This window comes from Acidobacteriota bacterium (assembly GCA_028875575.1).
Taxonomy (GTDB): Bacteria; Acidobacteriota; Terriglobia; order Versatilivoradales; family Versatilivoraceae; genus Versatilivorator.
Window position 1 is genome coordinate 19,801 of record JAPPDF010000055.1, and the last position, 16,350, is coordinate 36,150.

General features: G+C 60.3%; 13 protein-coding genes. 8 read left to right on the forward strand and 5 right to left on the reverse strand.

From position 1 onward, the window contains the following. Positions 1-54: 54 nt before the first annotated feature. The 4 genes from frdA to OXI69_08890 all read right to left on the reverse strand — a co-directional run bounded on the left by frdA (position 55) and on the right by OXI69_08890 (position 6,366). The gene (gene frdA / locus OXI69_08875) at positions 55-1,815 is read right to left on the reverse strand and encodes a fumarate reductase (quinol) flavoprotein subunit (protein ID MDE2666251.1); all 1,761 of its coding nucleotides are present in this window, start codon (positions 1,813-1,815) and stop codon (positions 55-57) included. A gap of 842 nt (positions 1,816-2,657) precedes the next feature. After that, positions 2,658-3,122: a nucleoside 2-deoxyribosyltransferase gene (locus OXI69_08880; GenBank protein ID MDE2666252.1), complete on the reverse strand. Its 465-nt coding sequence runs from the start codon at positions 3,120-3,122 to the stop codon at positions 2,658-2,660. 233 nt (positions 3,123-3,355) lie between these two features. Then, positions 3,356-4,228 carry an alpha/beta hydrolase gene (locus OXI69_08885; protein ID MDE2666253.1) on the reverse strand — a complete coding sequence of 291 codons (873 nt, stop codon included), beginning with the start codon at positions 4,226-4,228 and terminating at the stop codon, positions 3,356-3,358. Then, a complete protein-coding gene (locus OXI69_08890) occupies positions 4,228-6,366 on the reverse strand; it encodes a prolyl oligopeptidase family serine peptidase (GenBank protein ID MDE2666254.1) in 2,139 nt (712 codons plus the stop codon). The genes OXI69_08885 and OXI69_08890 overlap by 1 nt, the downstream gene beginning before the upstream one ends. A 437-nt stretch (positions 6,367-6,803) precedes the next feature. Here OXI69_08890 and OXI69_08895 point away from each other — a divergent pair, with 437 nt between their 5' ends. The 3 genes from OXI69_08895 to OXI69_08905 all read left to right on the forward strand — a co-directional run bounded on the left by OXI69_08895 (position 6,804) and on the right by OXI69_08905 (position 9,996). Continuing rightward, on the forward strand, positions 6,804-7,565 hold the full coding sequence (locus OXI69_08895; protein MDE2666255.1) for an ABC transporter ATP-binding protein: 762 nt from the start codon (positions 6,804-6,806) through the stop codon (positions 7,563-7,565). A gap of 102 nt (positions 7,566-7,667) precedes the next feature. After that, a complete protein-coding gene (locus tag OXI69_08900; protein ID MDE2666256.1) occupies positions 7,668-8,735 on the forward strand; it encodes an ABC transporter permease in 1,068 nt (355 codons plus the stop codon). Positions 8,736-8,772: 37 nt separating this feature from the next. Further along, positions 8,773-9,996, forward strand: coding sequence for a glycosyltransferase family 2 protein (locus OXI69_08905; protein ID MDE2666257.1), 1,224 nt, complete (start codon positions 8,773-8,775; stop codon positions 9,994-9,996). Here the strand turns inward: OXI69_08905 and rlmN are convergent. Continuing rightward, entirely contained in the window at positions 9,948-11,054 is a 1,107-nt protein-coding gene (gene rlmN / locus OXI69_08910) for a 23S rRNA (adenine(2503)-C(2))-methyltransferase RlmN (protein ID MDE2666258.1), read from the reverse strand. The two genes, OXI69_08905 and rlmN, sit on opposite strands and share 49 nt — an antisense overlap. A gap of 238 nt (positions 11,055-11,292) precedes the next feature. Between rlmN and OXI69_08915 the strand changes: the two genes are divergently transcribed. The 5 genes from OXI69_08915 (at position 11,293) to purS (ending at position 16,296) form a co-directional block, all read left to right on the forward strand. Continuing rightward, entirely contained in the window at positions 11,293-12,444 is a 1,152-nt protein-coding gene (locus OXI69_08915; protein ID MDE2666259.1) for an ATP-binding protein, read from the forward strand. A gap of 145 nt (positions 12,445-12,589) precedes the next feature. Continuing rightward, complete coding sequence (locus OXI69_08920; protein MDE2666260.1) at positions 12,590-13,858, forward strand: pitrilysin family protein; 1,269 nt, start codon at positions 12,590-12,592, stop codon at positions 13,856-13,858. 90 nt (positions 13,859-13,948) lie between these two features. Continuing rightward, the gene (locus OXI69_08925) at positions 13,949-14,725 is read left to right on the forward strand and encodes an MBL fold metallo-hydrolase (protein MDE2666261.1); all 777 of its coding nucleotides are present in this window, start codon (positions 13,949-13,951) and stop codon (positions 14,723-14,725) included. A 29-nt stretch (positions 14,726-14,754) separates the two neighbouring features. Beyond that, complete coding sequence (gene purB, locus OXI69_08930) at positions 14,755-16,050, forward strand: adenylosuccinate lyase (protein ID MDE2666262.1); 1,296 nt, start codon at positions 14,755-14,757, stop codon at positions 16,048-16,050. Positions 16,051-16,053: 3 nt separating this feature from the next. Continuing rightward, complete coding sequence (gene purS, locus OXI69_08935) at positions 16,054-16,296, forward strand: phosphoribosylformylglycinamidine synthase subunit PurS (protein ID MDE2666263.1); 243 nt, start codon at positions 16,054-16,056, stop codon at positions 16,294-16,296. The last annotated feature ends 54 nt before the right edge of the window (positions 16,297-16,350 follow it).

Sequence of the window (16,350 nt, forward strand, 5' to 3'; positions counted from 1 at the left end):
AAGCAGTCCGGTCACCTCCAAAAACAAAGCGGCACACCGGATGTGCCGGCACGGTCAACCCTGTGGCGCTTCAGCTGCCGGCCGGCCGTAAACCCGTTCGCCCGGGGGCCAGCGGGTGATGGAAACGGGCAGGTATTCGACCTTGGGACGATCGTCGGGTCGGTGAGAGACCAGGGAGTGGGCCAGAAACCCTTCATCGTCCCGCTGTGGAAAATCGGTCCGCTGATGGGCCCCCCGGGATTCGGTTCGATTCAAGGCACACTCGACCACGGCCTCGGCCACGTCCAACATGTATGAGAGCTCCAGGGCGGTCGTCAACTCGGTGTTGAAGGTGTGGCTGTGGTCCTGGATGGCTACTCGACGGAAACGTTCCTTCAGTTCGGCAACATCGGACCGGGCCTCTTCCAGCAGAGCCCCCGTTCGGTAAATTCCGGCGCTCTTTTCCATGGTGGCCTGCATTTCGCTGCGAAGGCCCGCAATGGACTCGCTGCCGTCGCTCTTGTGGAGAAACTCTCGTTCCAGGCGCTTTTTCTCATCGGCTGCCTGAGCCTCGATGCCGGCGCTCACCGGCTTGTCCTGCAAGGCGTGTTCGGCCGCAGCCTGTCCCGCCCGGGCGCCGAAAACCAGAAGCTCGGTCAAGGAATTGGAGCCCAGTCGGTTGGCGCCGTTGATACTTACACAAGCCACTTCGCCGGCAGCGAACAGCCCCTCCAGGGGCGTGGCTCCCTGGATGTCGGTGTGGACGCCGCCCATCATGTAGTGGACCACCGGTCGGACCGGTATCAACTGGCTCACCGGGTCGATGTTCTCGTACTTGAGGCAAAGTTCGCGAACAAAGGGCAACTTGGTGTCGATGATCTTCTTGCCCAGGTGGGTGAGGTCGAGATGGACATAGGGTCCATAGGGCCCCTCGAGCGTCCGGCCCTTGTCCAACTCCTTCATGAAGGCTTGCGACAAGCGGTCTCGAGGGCCCAGCTCCATGGACCGCAGTACCGGCTTGGGCTGAGGCGTCCCCAGATCGTAGTCCTGCAGGTAGCGGTATCCATCCTTGTTGAGCAGGAACCCGCCTTCGGCCCGGGAGGCTTCGGTGATCAGAATCCCGGTGAAGGGGAGTCCGGTGGGATGGTACTGCACGAACTCCATGTCCTTCAGGGGCACTCCCGCACGGTAGGCAAGCGACATGCCGTCACCGTTCTTGATGTTGGCATTGGTGGTGAAAGGGAACACCTTTCCGCAACCGCCGGTACAGAGGATGACGGATTTGGCGGTAATGGCCTGGATCCTGCCCGTCATCAGCTCGATAGCCACCACGCCCTGCACGCGGCCGTCCTCCACCAGAAGCCTGGTGACGAACCATTCGTCGTAACGAGTGATGGATCCGTATTTGAGAGAGGTCTGAAAGAGCGCGTGGAGCATGTGGAAGCCGGTCTTGTCGGCGGCGAACCAGGTACGCTCCTTCTTCATTCCGCCGAAGGGACGAACGGCCACGGTTCCGTCAGGTTCACGGCTCCAGGGGCAACCCCAATGCTCCAGTTGAAGCATTTCACGGGGAGCCTCGTTGACGAAGAGTTCCACGGCATCCTGGTCGCACATCCAGTCTCCACCGGAGATGGTGTCATAGGCGTGTTCGTCCAGGCTGTCGCCCTCCTTGATGACGGCTGCAGCTCCGCCTTCCGCCGACACGGTGTGGCTCCTCATGGGATAGACCTTGGAGACCACGGCTACGCTCAGATTGGGGTCAACCTCGGAAACGGCAATGGCGGCTCTCAGGCCTGCTCCTCCACCACCCACCAACAGAACGTCATGGGAAGGCATTTCTGTCAAGGGAATCACCCTGGTGCCTGGTCGGGAGACCGGACACACGGTTCGATTGAGGCAGCGGAATCACTCGCCGGTGGTGCCCAAGCCCTTGCCGGCTGTGCTGCCTTAAGCCATTCAACCTGCATTGCTCTCCGGGGGGTTGAACTCGCAGGGTGCGTTTCTGGCGTCGCTGGGCAAAGGAAGTACGATCCGGAGCGACTCGACTGATCCACTGCTTTCCGGCTGTGCCAAGTGCGGGCCGGGACTCGGTCAGTATTCCTGCAGGCGTCTCGACCGCCTGAAGCGGATTGTGTTAGGACCTGGCAGGATGGTTGGGACGTCGCAGTACGCACCGTCCGGGGACAACGGTGCAGAGATTACCTTAACCCTTCCCGCGGAATCAAGAGCGGATTTGGGGAGAGAGAACGGCAGTGGCAAGTGAAGGAGAGTACCGAAGTCAAGTGGCCTGCCTTGACAGGTTTCGGAGACCGGAGGGAGCACGCCGCCGTGTGAATAACTTCGATTATTTACATCGATGCACAGGATGCACAGGATAAACAGGATGAGAAGCTGCTGCGAGGTAGCTGAACCACTCGCTGATCGGGTGCGACCTGGTGAAAACTGCTTTCTAACCACAAAAAGCACAAAAGGCACAAATTGTGTTTTTGTGCCCTTTGTGGCCATTCCCGGTAAACGTCTCGCTGCCGAATTCTGCAAAAGGCTCAACAAATAATCCTGTTAATCCTGTGCATCGATGTTAATCAGGAATCCAATCTTCCTCGACGCGGAGAGCCGGAGCGGGGAGCATCATTTCGTGACATTCGTGCCCCTTGGTGGATAACTCTTTTTCCCGCCGGCTAGCCCTTGCTCAACCACCGGGCCAGCGCCTTTTGCGTATCTGCCAGTTCCTCGATTGAGGTGTACCAACTGGCTTCCCAACCGTTTTCAGGGAGACCGGTGAACACCATCAGGTTGAGGGGATAGCCCTCGCTGTCGCTGCAGCGCCGGAAATCGTCCCGGAAGAGGAACACCGGCTTTCCCCAGGCGATGGCCATGCCCAGCTCAACCATCACGCCCTCGTCCGGGGGGCAGCCATTGACGACTGCAAACAACCCATCCGCCTCCCGCACGTCGCGAAGGTCGGCTTGACCGATCCGATAAGCCCAGTCCGGAGTGGTCCGGTCGATCTGGTTGTTCCGGGCAAAGGGCTCCCAGACCTCGGCGCCCATCGATTCGAGGGCCGCCACCAGATCCTGCAGCGGTCCCCGGCTCTGTTGCGCCGAGAAGCCGTAGGGATTGGCCAGATAGAGGGTCTTGCTCATTTTGGTGTTTCCCTGGTGGATATCTTTTTACCCGTGGGCCTTTTGCAAATTTCGCGGCGCGGCTGGTCATTTTGCCGGCAAACCTGAGGTTCTACCGTTTTCAATATTGGGTGCGACTCGATGATCAATTCTGTCCGACCACAAAAAGCACAAAAGTCACAAATTGTGTTTTTGTGCCCTTTGTGGCCATTCCCGGCAAGCGTCCCGCTGCTGAATTTTGCAAAAGGCTCCCTTTATTGCTTGTAGGTTTGAGGCACAGCCTCGCCATTGGGTCCGCTGTCCGACACTTCATTCAGGAAGTCGTCGATCTTCTTCCAGTAGGATTGCCCCCCTACGCCCGACACATCGTTGTGGGCGGCGCCGGGAACCATCAGCCACTCTTTGGGCTCCGGGGCCGCTTCAAAGAGCGCCCAGCCCAGCGGGAGGGGGACGGTCCTGTCCCGGTCGCCGTGAATGGCCAGCAACGGGCAGCTCAGTCCCTTGATCTTGGGCAGTGAATCGAAAGGGTCCTTCATCAACAGGCCCACGGGCAGAAGGGGGTACCTGTGTTGGCCGACATCCGCCGCCGAGGAGAAACCCGATTGAATGATGAGTCCGGCAGGCGGGGCTCGGGTCGCCATCTCCACCGCCACTCCGGACCCCAGTGATTCTCCAAGGTAAGCCAGTTTCCGACCCGGGTCTCTGGCGAGCCAGTCCAGGGCCGCCTGGGCGTCCCGGTAGAGATTCCTCTCGGTGGGAGTTCCGGGGTTGCCCCCGTACCCCCGGTATTCCAGGAGGAAGAGGCCGTAGCCCAGGCGGTGAAAGTCTCGCGCCCACTCGAGGCGATCCGCGCGGTTGCCGCCATTGCCACTGAAATAGACCAGGGTGAGCGGCCGGTCTCCCGGCCAGTACCAACTCAGCAACCGGATTCCGTCCTCTGTTTCCAGCTCGATCTCCTGGAGTCCTCGAAATGCCTGTCCCTGTGGCAGGGGAACCGGATCCGCGTTAGGGAAGTATTGGAGTTTCCTCTGGAACAGGTAGACGCTTCCGACCAGGACCACATAGATTACCAACAGGCCTTTCAGCAGCGGCCAGAGGAAGGAGAGGTCGGGTTGGGATGTCGCCATCAGTTCTTTCCGGTCCGGGAGGAGTCCGTTGCCTCCAAATCGGACAGGTCCATTCTCAGGGTGTGGACCAGGAAGCCCCACTGATCGGCCACTTCCTCGATGACCTTGCTGGTGGGCTTGCCGGCTCCGTGGCCCGCCTGGGTCTCGATGCGGATGAGCACCGGTGCGTCGCCCGCCTGGGCGTCCTGCAGGGCGGCGGCGAACTTGTAGCTGTGGGCAGGAACCACCCGGTCGTCGTGGTCGGCGGTGGTGACGAGGGTGGGCGGGTAGCGGGTGCCGTGCCGAAGGTTGTGAAGCGGGGAGTAGGCCAGCAGCGCCTTGAACTGACTTGGATCCTCCGAGGACCCGTAGTCCGAAACCCAGGCCCATCCGATGGTGAATTTTTGGAAACGCAGCATGTCCAGAACCCCAACTCCCGGTAGAGCCGCACCGAACAGTTCCGGCCGCTGGGTCATGACGGCTCCCACCAGCAGCCCTCCATTGCTGCGCCCGCCGATGGCCAATTGGGAAGGACGGGTGTATCCGTGCCGTATCAGCCATTCGGCGGCAGCAATGAAGTCATCGAACACGTTCTGCTTGTTTTCCTTGGTCCCGGCCTGGTGCCACTCCTCTCCGTACTCGCCTCCTCCTCTGAGATTGGGGACGGCCAACACGCCCCCCAGCTCCAGCCAGACAAGATTGGAGACGGAGAAGTAGGGGGTCAGGGAAATGTTGAAGCCCCCGTAGCCGTACAGGAAGGTCGGGTGCGTCCGCTCCCTTGAGAGATCCTTGCGGTGAGTCAAAAACATCGGGATTCGGGTCCCGTCCTTGCTTCGATAGAAGACCTGCCGGGTCTCATAGACCCGGGCGTCGAAATCGACGCTCGGCTCCCGGAACAGCCGGCGATTACCCGATTCGAGGTCCTGGTGGAAAATAGTCAGAGGAGTGGTGAAACCGGCAAAACCGAAGAAAGTCTCCGAGTCGTCTTTCTTGCCGTCGAAGCCGGTGACGGTGCCGAGGCCGGGAAGGTCAATGGTGCCGGCGGACTGTCCCTCGAGCCCAAAGAGCCGCACCAGGGAGTAGGCGTCCTTGAGGTAGGTGGCAATGAACCGATGGTTGATCAGGCTCACCTGTTCCAGCGTTTCGGCCATCTCGGGGATGACCTCCCGCCAGTTCGACCGCCCCGGCCTTAGGATATCCACCGCAATCACTCGTCCACGTGGAGCCTCCAGGTCGGTACTGAACCAGAAAAGGGAACCGTCGTTGTTGATGAACCTGTAGGAAGCGTCGAAATCATCCAGCAGGGGAACGACCTTCGAGGCCGCGTCCTCGAGGGACCGGATGTAGACACGATTTCGCCTGTCGGTCCCCTTCCAAACGTGAATAACCAGATACTTCCCGTCTTCGGTGACCACGGGGCTGAAGCCCCATTCCTTCTGGTCGGGGCGCTCATAAACCAGCACATCCTCCGACTGAGGCGTGCCGATCCGGTGGTAGTAGAGTTTCTGGTGGTAGTGGGTGTCCGCCGGTCCGGGAGTTCCCTTGGGTTCGTCGTAGCGGCTGTAGTAGAATCCCCGGTTGTCGCGGTCCCATGAGGCTCCGGAGAACTTGATCCAGCGCAGTTTCTCCTTCAAGTCCTTGCCTGTCGAGACCTCTCGAATCTTCCATTCCATCCAATCCGAACCGGAGGTTGAGAGACCGTAGGCCATGAAACGGCCATCAGGACTGATGGAGTAGTTGGCCAGGGCGATGGTCCCTTGATCGGAAAGCCGGTTGGGGTCCAGCAGCACACGCGGCTTCCCGGTCAGGCTGGCCAGCGTATAGAGTACGCTTTGGTTCTGCAGACCGTCGTTTTTTCGGTAGAAGTAGCGGCCGCCCTCCTTATGAGGCACGCTGTAGCGTTCGTAGTTCCACAGCCGCTCCAGCGTTCTCCTGATTGGCGCCCGCTGGGATATCTTGCCGAGGTATCGGAACGTCAGCGCATTCTGGGCCTGAATCCAGGAACGGGTCTCTTCCGAATCCGGGGTTTCGAGCCAGCGATAGGGGTCCGGGACATCGATGCCGTGGTAACGGTCAACCTGGTCGGCTTTTCGGGTCTTGGGATAGGCAAGCGGGCGATCTTCGGGCCAGGCGCCCAAGGCGTGGACCCGTGGCTGCATGATCGCCGCCGCCAACCATCCCAGGGAGAGTGCCGCCATCAAGACAACCAGGAGGGCAAGCAAGCGTTTCATGGGAATTCCGGTTTTGGGAAACGGCGCGGTCCGTTTCGTTCCTTCGGGTTCGGGCTTGCGGACAGGGTCCCCGCGCCTTCGACTAAAATACAACAGGGTCGGTTAGAGGGCAATGGCCGCTCAAATCGCTGAAGTGGAGAGTGGAGAGTGAAGAGTGGTCAGCCGAGGGCTTCGGGAGCGGGCAAATGCCTGATGAACTGACCGAGCTTATGGGAAGGACGGCGCCGACACCGACAAGACGCATTGCGTGTCGATTAAATAACTATCCACTAACCACTGACCACTATTCACTTTTTGCCTAGGCGCGCCGCCGTCCCATACGACGAGGCGGCTCATACGGGGCGAAACATGGGTATCCCAGACAAGTGTCATCGGTGATTCTGGCTGTCGACAACCTGTGCAAGAAATATGGAGACCTGGTCGCCGTCGATCGGGTCAGCTTCTCGGTTCGCCGCCAGGAAATCTTCGGCATCCTCGGCCCCAACGGCGCCGGAAAGACCTCAACTCTGGAAATGATCGAAACGCTGAGGCCCATCGATGCCGGGACGGTCATTCTGGATGGGCTGGACGTCCGCGGTCACCCCCGGCAGGTTCAACAGCGGATAGGTGTTCAGCTCCAGTCGGCTTCCTTTTTCGAGAAGCTCAATCTGAGGGAGTTGCTGCTGTTGTTGGGAGAACTTTACGGCCGGTCGGTGGATCCCGTGCGACTGTTGGGCGAGGTGGAATTGCAGGATCGCGCCAAGGCTCAGGTGGAGCAGCTCTCGGGGGGGCAAAAGCAGCGTTTCTCGGTAGCCGCGGCCCTGGTGAACGATCCGCTGCTGGTGTTTCTGGATGAGCCTACCACCGGACTGGACCCTCAGGCTCGACGGCACCTCTGGGGCGTCATCCGCAGAATTCGCTCCGAGGGAAAAACGGTGGTCCTGACGACCCATTACATGGAAGAGGCCGAGGAGTTGTGCGATCGAGTGGCTATCATGGACCGAGGCAGGATCGTCGCCGACGCCCCTCCCCAAAAACTCATCGGCGATCTCTTGGCATCCGGGTTCAAGAAGGAAAGAGTGGAACGGTTGGCCAACCTGGAAGACGTGTTTCTCCACCTCACCGGCCACGCCTTGCAAGAGGAATAACCCGGAGATCTCGGTTGATTACCCATACCGAATAAAAATCGCAGGCGAAGGCTGGGACCCCGGTTAATCCCGGCTCACCTGGCATACCAACGGTGGCAAATCATGCGGCTCCAGTGGAAATTGACGGTGGCTTCCCTGAAGATGTTCACACGACAGAAGGAAGCCATCATCTGGACCATGTTGCTGCCGCTCTTCATGATCTTTCTGTTCGGATTCGTGAGTTTCGAGAGTTTGGGAAAGATTCGGATCGGAGTGGCAGGCGGGGAGGATGAGCCGGCCGGGCAGCTCGTCGGGAGGCTCGGGGAGGTCCGGACGGTTCAGGTCAGCCGCGGGGCGGAAAGCTCCGAGCTGGAACAGCTCATGGCCGGCAAGCGCCACCTGGTTCTAGTCATTCCCGAGGAGTTCGATGCCGCCAAGGGGAAAGAGCTGAGGGTCCTGGTCAATGACGGCACGCCCGAGGAATCCCAATTGGGACTGCTCATCCTGCGCAAGGTGCTGGACGATGAGACTTTCAGGATGCATACGGCGCCCGATCGAGTTCCAATGACCCTCCAATCGGTAGCCAGCCGCCGCTCCAGCTATATCGACTTCCTGCTTCCCGGGGTGCTGTCCCTGGCCATCATGCAGAGCGGTATTTTCGGGGTGGCCTTCGGATTCGTTGCGCTCCGAAAACGGGGGGTGCTTCGCCGCCTGTCGGTGACTCCCATGAGACCCCAGGAATTCATCGCGGCCCAGGTGACCATGCGGCTGATAGTCTTGCTGGCGCAAACCGTTGTCCTGGTTGGGGTGGGGATTTTCTTCTTCGACCTGCAGTTCATGGGAAGTCTGCTGGATCTCTTCGCCGTGGGCCTGTTGGGCGGAGCCGTGTTCCTGGCCATCGGCTTTTTCCTGGCCGGTATCGCCAGGACCGAAGATCAGGTCGTCCCCCTGGCCAACGTGGTTTCGCTACCCATGATGCTCCTCTCGGGTGTGTTTTTCAGCCGCTCCAATCTGCCGGAGCCGGTGCGACTGGTTACCGATTTCTTCCCCCTGACTTACCTGGCAGACGGCATGCGAAGCATTGTGCTGGAAGGTTCGACTCTTCCGACTCTTTGGCTCCAGTTGGCCGGCCTGGGATTGTGGAGCATCGTTTCGGTCTGGGCGGCGGTGAAGGTTTTTCGCTGGGAGTAGCCTTGTCTCCCCAAGCCGAGGCCGCAATTCCCCCTTCATGGACTTGCTTTTCCTCCTTCTTGCCGGAGTGGTTCTCCTCAAGGGCTTGCTCGGCGCATTGCACAGCCTGAGCTACACGCGCTATCTCGACCGCCAGTTGTCACGCACACCGCCTGCCTGGATGCCTCCAGCTTCGGTGATCGTTCCCTGCAAGGGGACCGATTTCGAGTTGCAGGAGAACGTGGAGGCCATCCTGGATCAGGAGTTCGAGGACTACGAAGTCATCGTCGTGACCGCCACCGAGTCCGATCCCTCGCTGGGAGCTCTCCGCAGGGCAGCTCGGAGATTTCCGGGCCGGCGGGTCAAGTTCGTGGTGTCCGGACTCTCGAACCAGCGCGGAGAGAAGGTGCACAATCTCCTGCGGGCCTTGGAAAGTGTGGATCCGGCCTCGCAGGTCCTGGTTTTCGCAGATTCGGACGGGCGGCCTCACCGGCATTGGCTGCGGGATCTGCTGGCACCCCTGAGAGACCCCGAAACAGGAGCCTCCACCGGCTACAGGTGGTTCTTCCCCCGCAGGGGAAATCTGGCCAGCCTTTTGCGGGCCACCTGGAACAGCTCCATAGCCACGCTCTTGGGGGAGCATCCTCACAACTTTGCCTGGGGAGGCTCGATGGCCATCCGACGGTCGACCTTTGCGGCCGTGGACGTACCGGCTTATTGGAAGCGTTCCGTCAGTGACGACTATTCCCTCACGGAGGCGGTAAATGCGGCGGGCCTGCGAGTCCACTTTCAACCTCGCTGTCTGGTGGCCTCCCATGGGGACTGCACCTGGAGAGAGCTGCTGGAATGGTCCACTCGCCAAATTATCATTACCAAGGTCTACTCGCGAGGTCGCTGGAGGCTGGCGCTGCTCTCGGAGTGGCCCTTTGTCCTGTTCTGGTGGTGGACGGTGGGTGAGCTGCTGGCGTCGGCCCTTGGGGTGGGGGGATCCATCGAGATCGACTGGCTGCAGGGCGCCCCGTTGCTGTTCCTGTTGGTGTTGGTCTGGTTTTTCGGTGCTGTTCGCGGTCTGTTTCGCTGGAGAATGATCCGGCGGATCCGCTCCGAGCAGCAAGAAGGGCTCAAGCGAGACTTTTGGGGATACCTGCTGCTGGGGCCGCTGGCGGCGACGCTGACCGCCTGCAATCTAGCGATCTCCCTGTTTACTTCCACCATCGTCTGGCGCCGCGTACGCTACGAATTGGTGTCCAGACGCGAGGTGCGCGTGGTTCGGGACGAATGATCCGCCGCCAGGTGCAGTTGCCCGCAGGCGGCATAGATGTCCATTCCCCTGGGTCGCCGGACGTAAGCCGGCAGGCCCTTTCCGGTGAGGATCTCCCGAAAGCGGTTCACCCGCCGGGGGGATGAGGGTCTCAAGCCGTTGGCATTGCCGGGGTTCAGCGGAAGGAGGTTGACCTTTGACCGGAGGTGGGCCAGCAGTTTGACCAGCCGTCGGGCATCGTCGTCGCTGTCGTTGACTCCGTCCATGAGGACGTACTCGAATGTCACCCGCTGGTTTCGTTTCAGAGGGTAATCGGCGCAGGCCTGAAGGATGGTGTCAATGGGATACCTTCGGTTGATGGGCATCAGCCGGTCACGAACCTCATCGGTGGTGGCGGACAGCGAGACGGCCAGGTTGGGTACAACGGGTGCCCGAGCCAGTCTCCTCATCTGGGGAACCAGCCCCACCGTCGATAGGGTGATGCGGCGCGGTGAAAGAGCCAATCCTCCGGGATCGGCCAATATGATCAGGGACTTGAGGACATTATCCAGGTTGAGAAGAGGCTCGCCCATTCCCATCAGTACCAGGTTGGTGAGTGCCGGACGGCTGCCATCCCCCGCCGAGTTTATTGCCAGGTTTCTGTCAGCAAGCACGTAGAGGACCTGACCCAGGATCTCTGCCGGGTTGAGGTTGCGCCTGAACCCCAGCATGGCCGTCAGACAGAAGCGGCAATCCAGTGGGCAGCCCGCCTGAGTCGATATGCACAGGGTAGTGCGCTTCCGCTCCGGGATCAGAACGCACTCGATCTTCGCCTTGTCCGTCAGCTCAAGCAGGTATTTATCGGTGCCGTCGCCGGCTCGCTGACGCTTTTTGAGCCGGGGCAGGGTAATGGTGCAGCTTGCAAGCTTCCGCCGCAGGGACTTGGAGAGTTCGGTCATCGATCGCGTATCCAGTTGCCTTCGGCGGTATAGGGCTCCGTAAAGCTGGCGTCCGTGATAGGGCTTCTCACCCCAATCGACCATCAGGGCGCCCAGTTCGTCGGCAGTCAGCCCCAAAAGCTCGCCCCTGGAAGCAGCCATTGCGGGAAGTCTCCTGTTTTCAACCGGTTCAAGCTGGAATGGAGATCATAGCAGACGGGTTGAAGATCGCGCAATCGGCTCTGGAGTCGGGGCTCGGCTATTGGTTGCCGGCGGCGTTCGGTGCTATATTTTCGGCTTGACTCGACTACCCGGTCCAGGGCGCGAAGCGCCCGGGGTTCTTGGCGCGGAAGGGGGAGCCAACCCGCCCTCATTCAGCGCCTGTTGCGTCGGAGGTGAGATGGGCGGAGACCTGCGTTTGCGGCGTCTGCGACTACGGAATTGGCGAAACTTCACCAGCATCGAAGTTGCCATCCCGGACCGTCTGTATCTCATCGGCCCCAATGCGTCGGGGAAATCCAACTTTCTGGATGTCTTCCGCTTCCTGCGGGACCTGGCTGCGCCGGGGGGCGGATTTCAGCAGGCCGTGTCTCGACGAGGCGGGGTGAGCACCATCCGCTGCCTGGCGGCCCGCAGGCAGTCCGTGGTCGAGATCGGCGTTGAATTGACCGAGGGGAAGGCAGGGATTCAGTGGAACTACGAGTTGGGTCTTCACCAGGATCAGCAAAGACGGCCGGTGGTTTGCATGGAACGGGTCTTGCGCGATTGCGTGGAACTGATCAAGCGTCCCGATGAACAGGATTATGCCGATCCCGAGCGTCTCACCCAAACCAGCCTGGAGCAGGTGAACGCCAACCGGACCTTTCGAGAGTTGTCCGCCTTCTTTGCTTCCATTCGCTACCTGCACATCGTGCCCCAACTGATTCGCGACCCTGACCGTACGGGGGGAGGCTTGAACGACCCATTCGGCGGAGACTTCCTGGAGCAGGTCGCCGGCGTCCAGGAGCGCACCCGCAATGCTCGGCTCCGACGGATCGGGAAGGCTCTTCAGATGGCGGTACCCCAACTGGAGGCCATCGACCTGTGGCGCGATTCCCGGGGGACACCCCATCTTCGCGGCAAATACCGTCACTGGCGCCCCCAGGGCGCCTGGCAGACGGAGGAACAGTTCTCCGACGGCACTTTGAGGCTTATCGGCCTTTTCTGGTCAGCCATGGAGAAGGAGGGGCCGTTATTGCTCGAGGAGCCGGAACTTTCACTCCATCCCGGCATGGTCCGGGCACTGCCGAAGATGCTGGCCCGGGTCCAGCGCCGCACCGGGAGGCAGACCCTGCTGAGCACCCACTCTCCGGAACTGTTGCGAGACAAGAGAATTGGACTGCAGCAGACTCTGGTCATCATCCCGGGAATGGAGGGGGCTCAGGCGATTCCCCTGGAATCGAACGGGAAAGCACGCCAACTGCTGGAGAGCGGCTTTTCCCTTGCCGAAGACCTGACCTCCGGGGTTGGTCCGGAACAGGCTGGCCAACGTCCCCTGTTCGGGGAGGAGTGAATTCACCCCGTTGAAAACCCGCTGGGGTTGTGTTAGCTTCATACCTTAAGTGATCACCTACGCGGCTCGACCCATTTTCCCACTGCCGCAGCTGCATTCGAGTCTTCCGGAACAATCCAGTTCGCACCCCTGGGACACGGACTCCATGGAGAATGTCAATAAGGACGTGTTGGACAATGGGCTCACGGTTCTCACCGAGCGCATGCCTCATGTCCGTTCCGTTTCCCTGGGTGTCTGGGTAAAGAACGGCTCTCGCAGCGAAACCCCTGAACTGAACGGCGTAGCCCATTTCGTGGAGCACCTGTTGTTCAAGGGCACCCGGCGGCGCACGGCCGAACAGATCGCCAAGGAGGTGGACTCGATCGGTGGCCACCTGGATGCCTTCACGGGAAAGGAAACCGCCTGTTACAGCGCCAAGGTTCTGGATGACCATCTTCCCCTGGCATTCGACATCCTTTCGGATCTCGTCCTCGACCCGCAGTTCGATCCCGATGAGATGGAGCGGGAACGCCGCGTGGTTCTGGAGGAGATCAAGATGGAGGAAGACAGTCCGGATGATCTGGTTTGCGAGATATTCACCCAGAACTTCTGGAGGGACCAACCGCTGGGGCGACCGATCCTGGGAACCAGCCGGACAGTCAGCGGCCTGGACCGGGACCGGGTAGCTGGTTTTTTCCGGGAGCATTACACCCCGGATCAACTGGTGGTCTCGGCCGCTGGCCACCTGGACCACCGCAACATCCTGGACCTGGCCCTGCAGCATTTCGGCCACCTGGAAGGCCGATCGAACGGGCGAGCCCTGGCTCCGGCCAAGCCCTGCAATCCCATCTCATTGCGCACCAAGAAAGAGCTGGAACAGGCCCACATCTGCATGGGCGTGCCCGGTTGCGCCCTCACCGACCAGGACCGATTCGCGTTCTACCTGTTGAGCACCATCCTGGGAGCCGGAATGAGTTCCCGTCTCTTTCAGAACATCAGGGAGAAACAGGGTCTGGCCTATGCCGTCTACTCGGGATTGAGTTCATTTCGGGACACCGGCTGTCTGTCGGTCTTCGCGGGAACCTCTCTCGAAAACACCGGCAGGGTGGTCAGTTCGATCGTGCGGGAGTTCCGTGACCTCAAGGAGCATCGAGTCAAGGACGAAGAACTCCGGCGCGCCAAGGATCACTTGAAGGGGAGCCTGCTGCTGAGCCTGGAATCCAGTTCCAGCCGCATGTCCAACCTGGCGCGCCAGGAACTCTATTTCGGGGACTACACACCTCCGCAGGAGACGATTCTGGAAATCGATCGAGTGTCCGCGGATGAAGTTCAGGGGTTGGCTGGTTCGGTTTTTGACACTCGGCAGGTGGCACTTACCGTGCTGGGCAACCTGGAGGGGGTCCGATTGAGCCGTGCCGACCTGGATTGTGGATGAGCGGGCGGCCGAGGCAAGGTCAGGAAGACCAGGGATCCTTCAGCCACGCGGTTCATTGAATTTCCACTGGTGAAGCCGGGCGGGGCAACGGTGGCGGTTACGGTTTCAGTTCTGGGCAGCGGGAGTTCCGGCAACTGTACCTTCATTGCCACCGGAAGAGTCAAGCTGCTTCTGGATGCGGGCTTCAGTCGGGCTCAGACGGCCAGAAGACTTCTGGCCATCGGAGAAACGCTGGAAGACATCGATGCCCTGGTCATTTCCCACGAGCACAGTGACCACGTCAAGGGCTTGGCGGGGCTCCTGAAGACCTGTGATATTCTCACCTTCGTTGGAGATGCGACCTACGAGGCGCTCTCACTAAAGCCGGTGCTGAAAAGGAGGGAACGCCTCCGCGCGGGAGAGTCGTTTCAAGTTGGCGACTTGAAGATATCCCCGTTTTCCGTTCCCCACGATGCCGCCGATCCCCTGGCATTCAACCTGGAAGCCGAGGGAGTCAAGATCTCTCATGTGATGGATCTGGGTGTCCTCACCGAATTGGTGCGGCGCCGAATGTCCGGGAGCGACCTGCTGGTCCTGGAGTCGAACCATGACCTGGAAATGTTGCGTCTCAGCCCCTATCCCTGGGCGGTGAAGCAGCGAATCATGAGCCGCCATGGCCATCTTTCCAACGAAAGCGTCGGGAAATTCTTCGAGGAAGACTTTGACGGAAAGGCCGCCTATATCCTGCTGGCTCACCTGAGTGAGAACAACAACCATCCCGATATCGCACGCATGGTCGCCGGTAAAGCCTTGGGGAAAAAGGGCTTTGACCTCGAAAACCTGCTCTTGGCTTCCCGGTCGGGTCCGAGCAGGGTCATTCGCTTGTAGCCCGCATTTTTTCAAGAGGATTTTTCACTGTGATTGAACGTTATACCCGTCCCCGCATGGGGCAGATCTGGTCTCCGGAAAACAAGTTTCGAAAGTGGTTGGAAGTGGAGCTGGCCTGCGTGGATGTCCTGGCCGAGCGGGGCGTCATCCCCCGGGATGCGGCTCGGGTCATTCGGGCGAAAGCCGACTTCGACGTGGCACGGATCGACGAGATCGAGCGCGAGGTCAAGCACGATGTGGTCGCCTTCACCACCTCGGTGGCCGAGCATGTGGGGCCGGAGTCCCGCTACGTACACTACGGTCTGACCTCCTCCGACGTGGTGGATACGGCCCTGGCTCTGCAGCTCAAGGAAGCGTCGGAGATTCTCACCGAAGGGCTGGACCGGTTCGTGAAGGTGCTGGAGAAGCGCGCCCATGAGTTCAAGAGAACGGTCATGGTGGGGCGGACTCATGGGATTCATGCCGAACCCACCACGCTGGGCCTCAAGCTGGCCGTGTGGTACGAAGAAGCTCGCCGCAACCAGAGGCGGCTGCGGGACGCGTCCGAATGCGTTCGAGTGGGCAAGCTGTCGGGGGCCGTCGGGACCTTTGCCCACCTCGATCCCACCGTGGAGGAATCCGTATGCCGCATCCTGGGACTGCAGCCCGACCCGGTTTCGACCCAGATCGTGCAACGTGACCGCCATGCCGAATTCCTGTCCGCGCTGGCCCTGATCGCCGCCAGCCTGGAGAAGATCGCCACCGAGGTCCGGGGGCTGCAGCGCACCGAGGTCCGGGAGGTGGAAGAGTACTTTTCGGCCGGGCAGAAGGGCTCTTCGGCAATGCCGCACAAGAGGAATCCCGTTACCTGCGAACAGATCTCCGGCCTGGCCCGGGTGGTGCGCTCCAACCTGCTGGCCGGCCTGGAAAACATCACGCTGTGGCACGAGCGGGATATTTCCCACTCTTCAGTGGAGCGCGTGATTCTGCCGGATTCAACCATTCTGGTCGACTACCTGTTGGCCAAGTCCACGCGACTGCTGGAAAGGCTGCTGGTCTACCCGGAGCGGATGGTGGAGAACCTGAATTTGATGAAGGGTCTGGTCTTTTCCGGACAGATTCTCCTCGACCTGACTCGAAAAGGGGTCAGCCGGGAGAAGGCCTATCGGTGGGTGCAGCGAAACGCCATGCGCGTGTGGTCGGAGGGGACGGAATTCAAGAGCCTGGTGCTTCAGGACGAAGAGATAGGCCAACATCTGTCCCGTTCCGAGATCGAAACCAGCTTCGATCTGGACCACCACTTGCGCCATGTGGACACCGTTTTCGAGCGTGTTTTCGGTGGGTGAGATATGCGGGCTAGAGTTTACGTCAGCCTCAAAAAAAGCGTTCTGGATCCCCAGGGCAAGACCATTCATCACAGTCTGCAGAACATCGGCTTTCGAAAGATTACCGAGGTGCGCCAGGGAAAGTTTTTCGAAATCGACTTCGCCTCCGAGTTGACTCGGGAAGAAGTTCAAGCCGAGGTCGAAAAGATAGCCAGGGACGTGTTGACCAACCCGGTGATCGAGGAATTCAGTTACCGGATCGAGTAGTTGCGTCCTGGATGGGGGAATGTGCCGTGGGCAAGGGAAGGCTTCTGCCTTCCG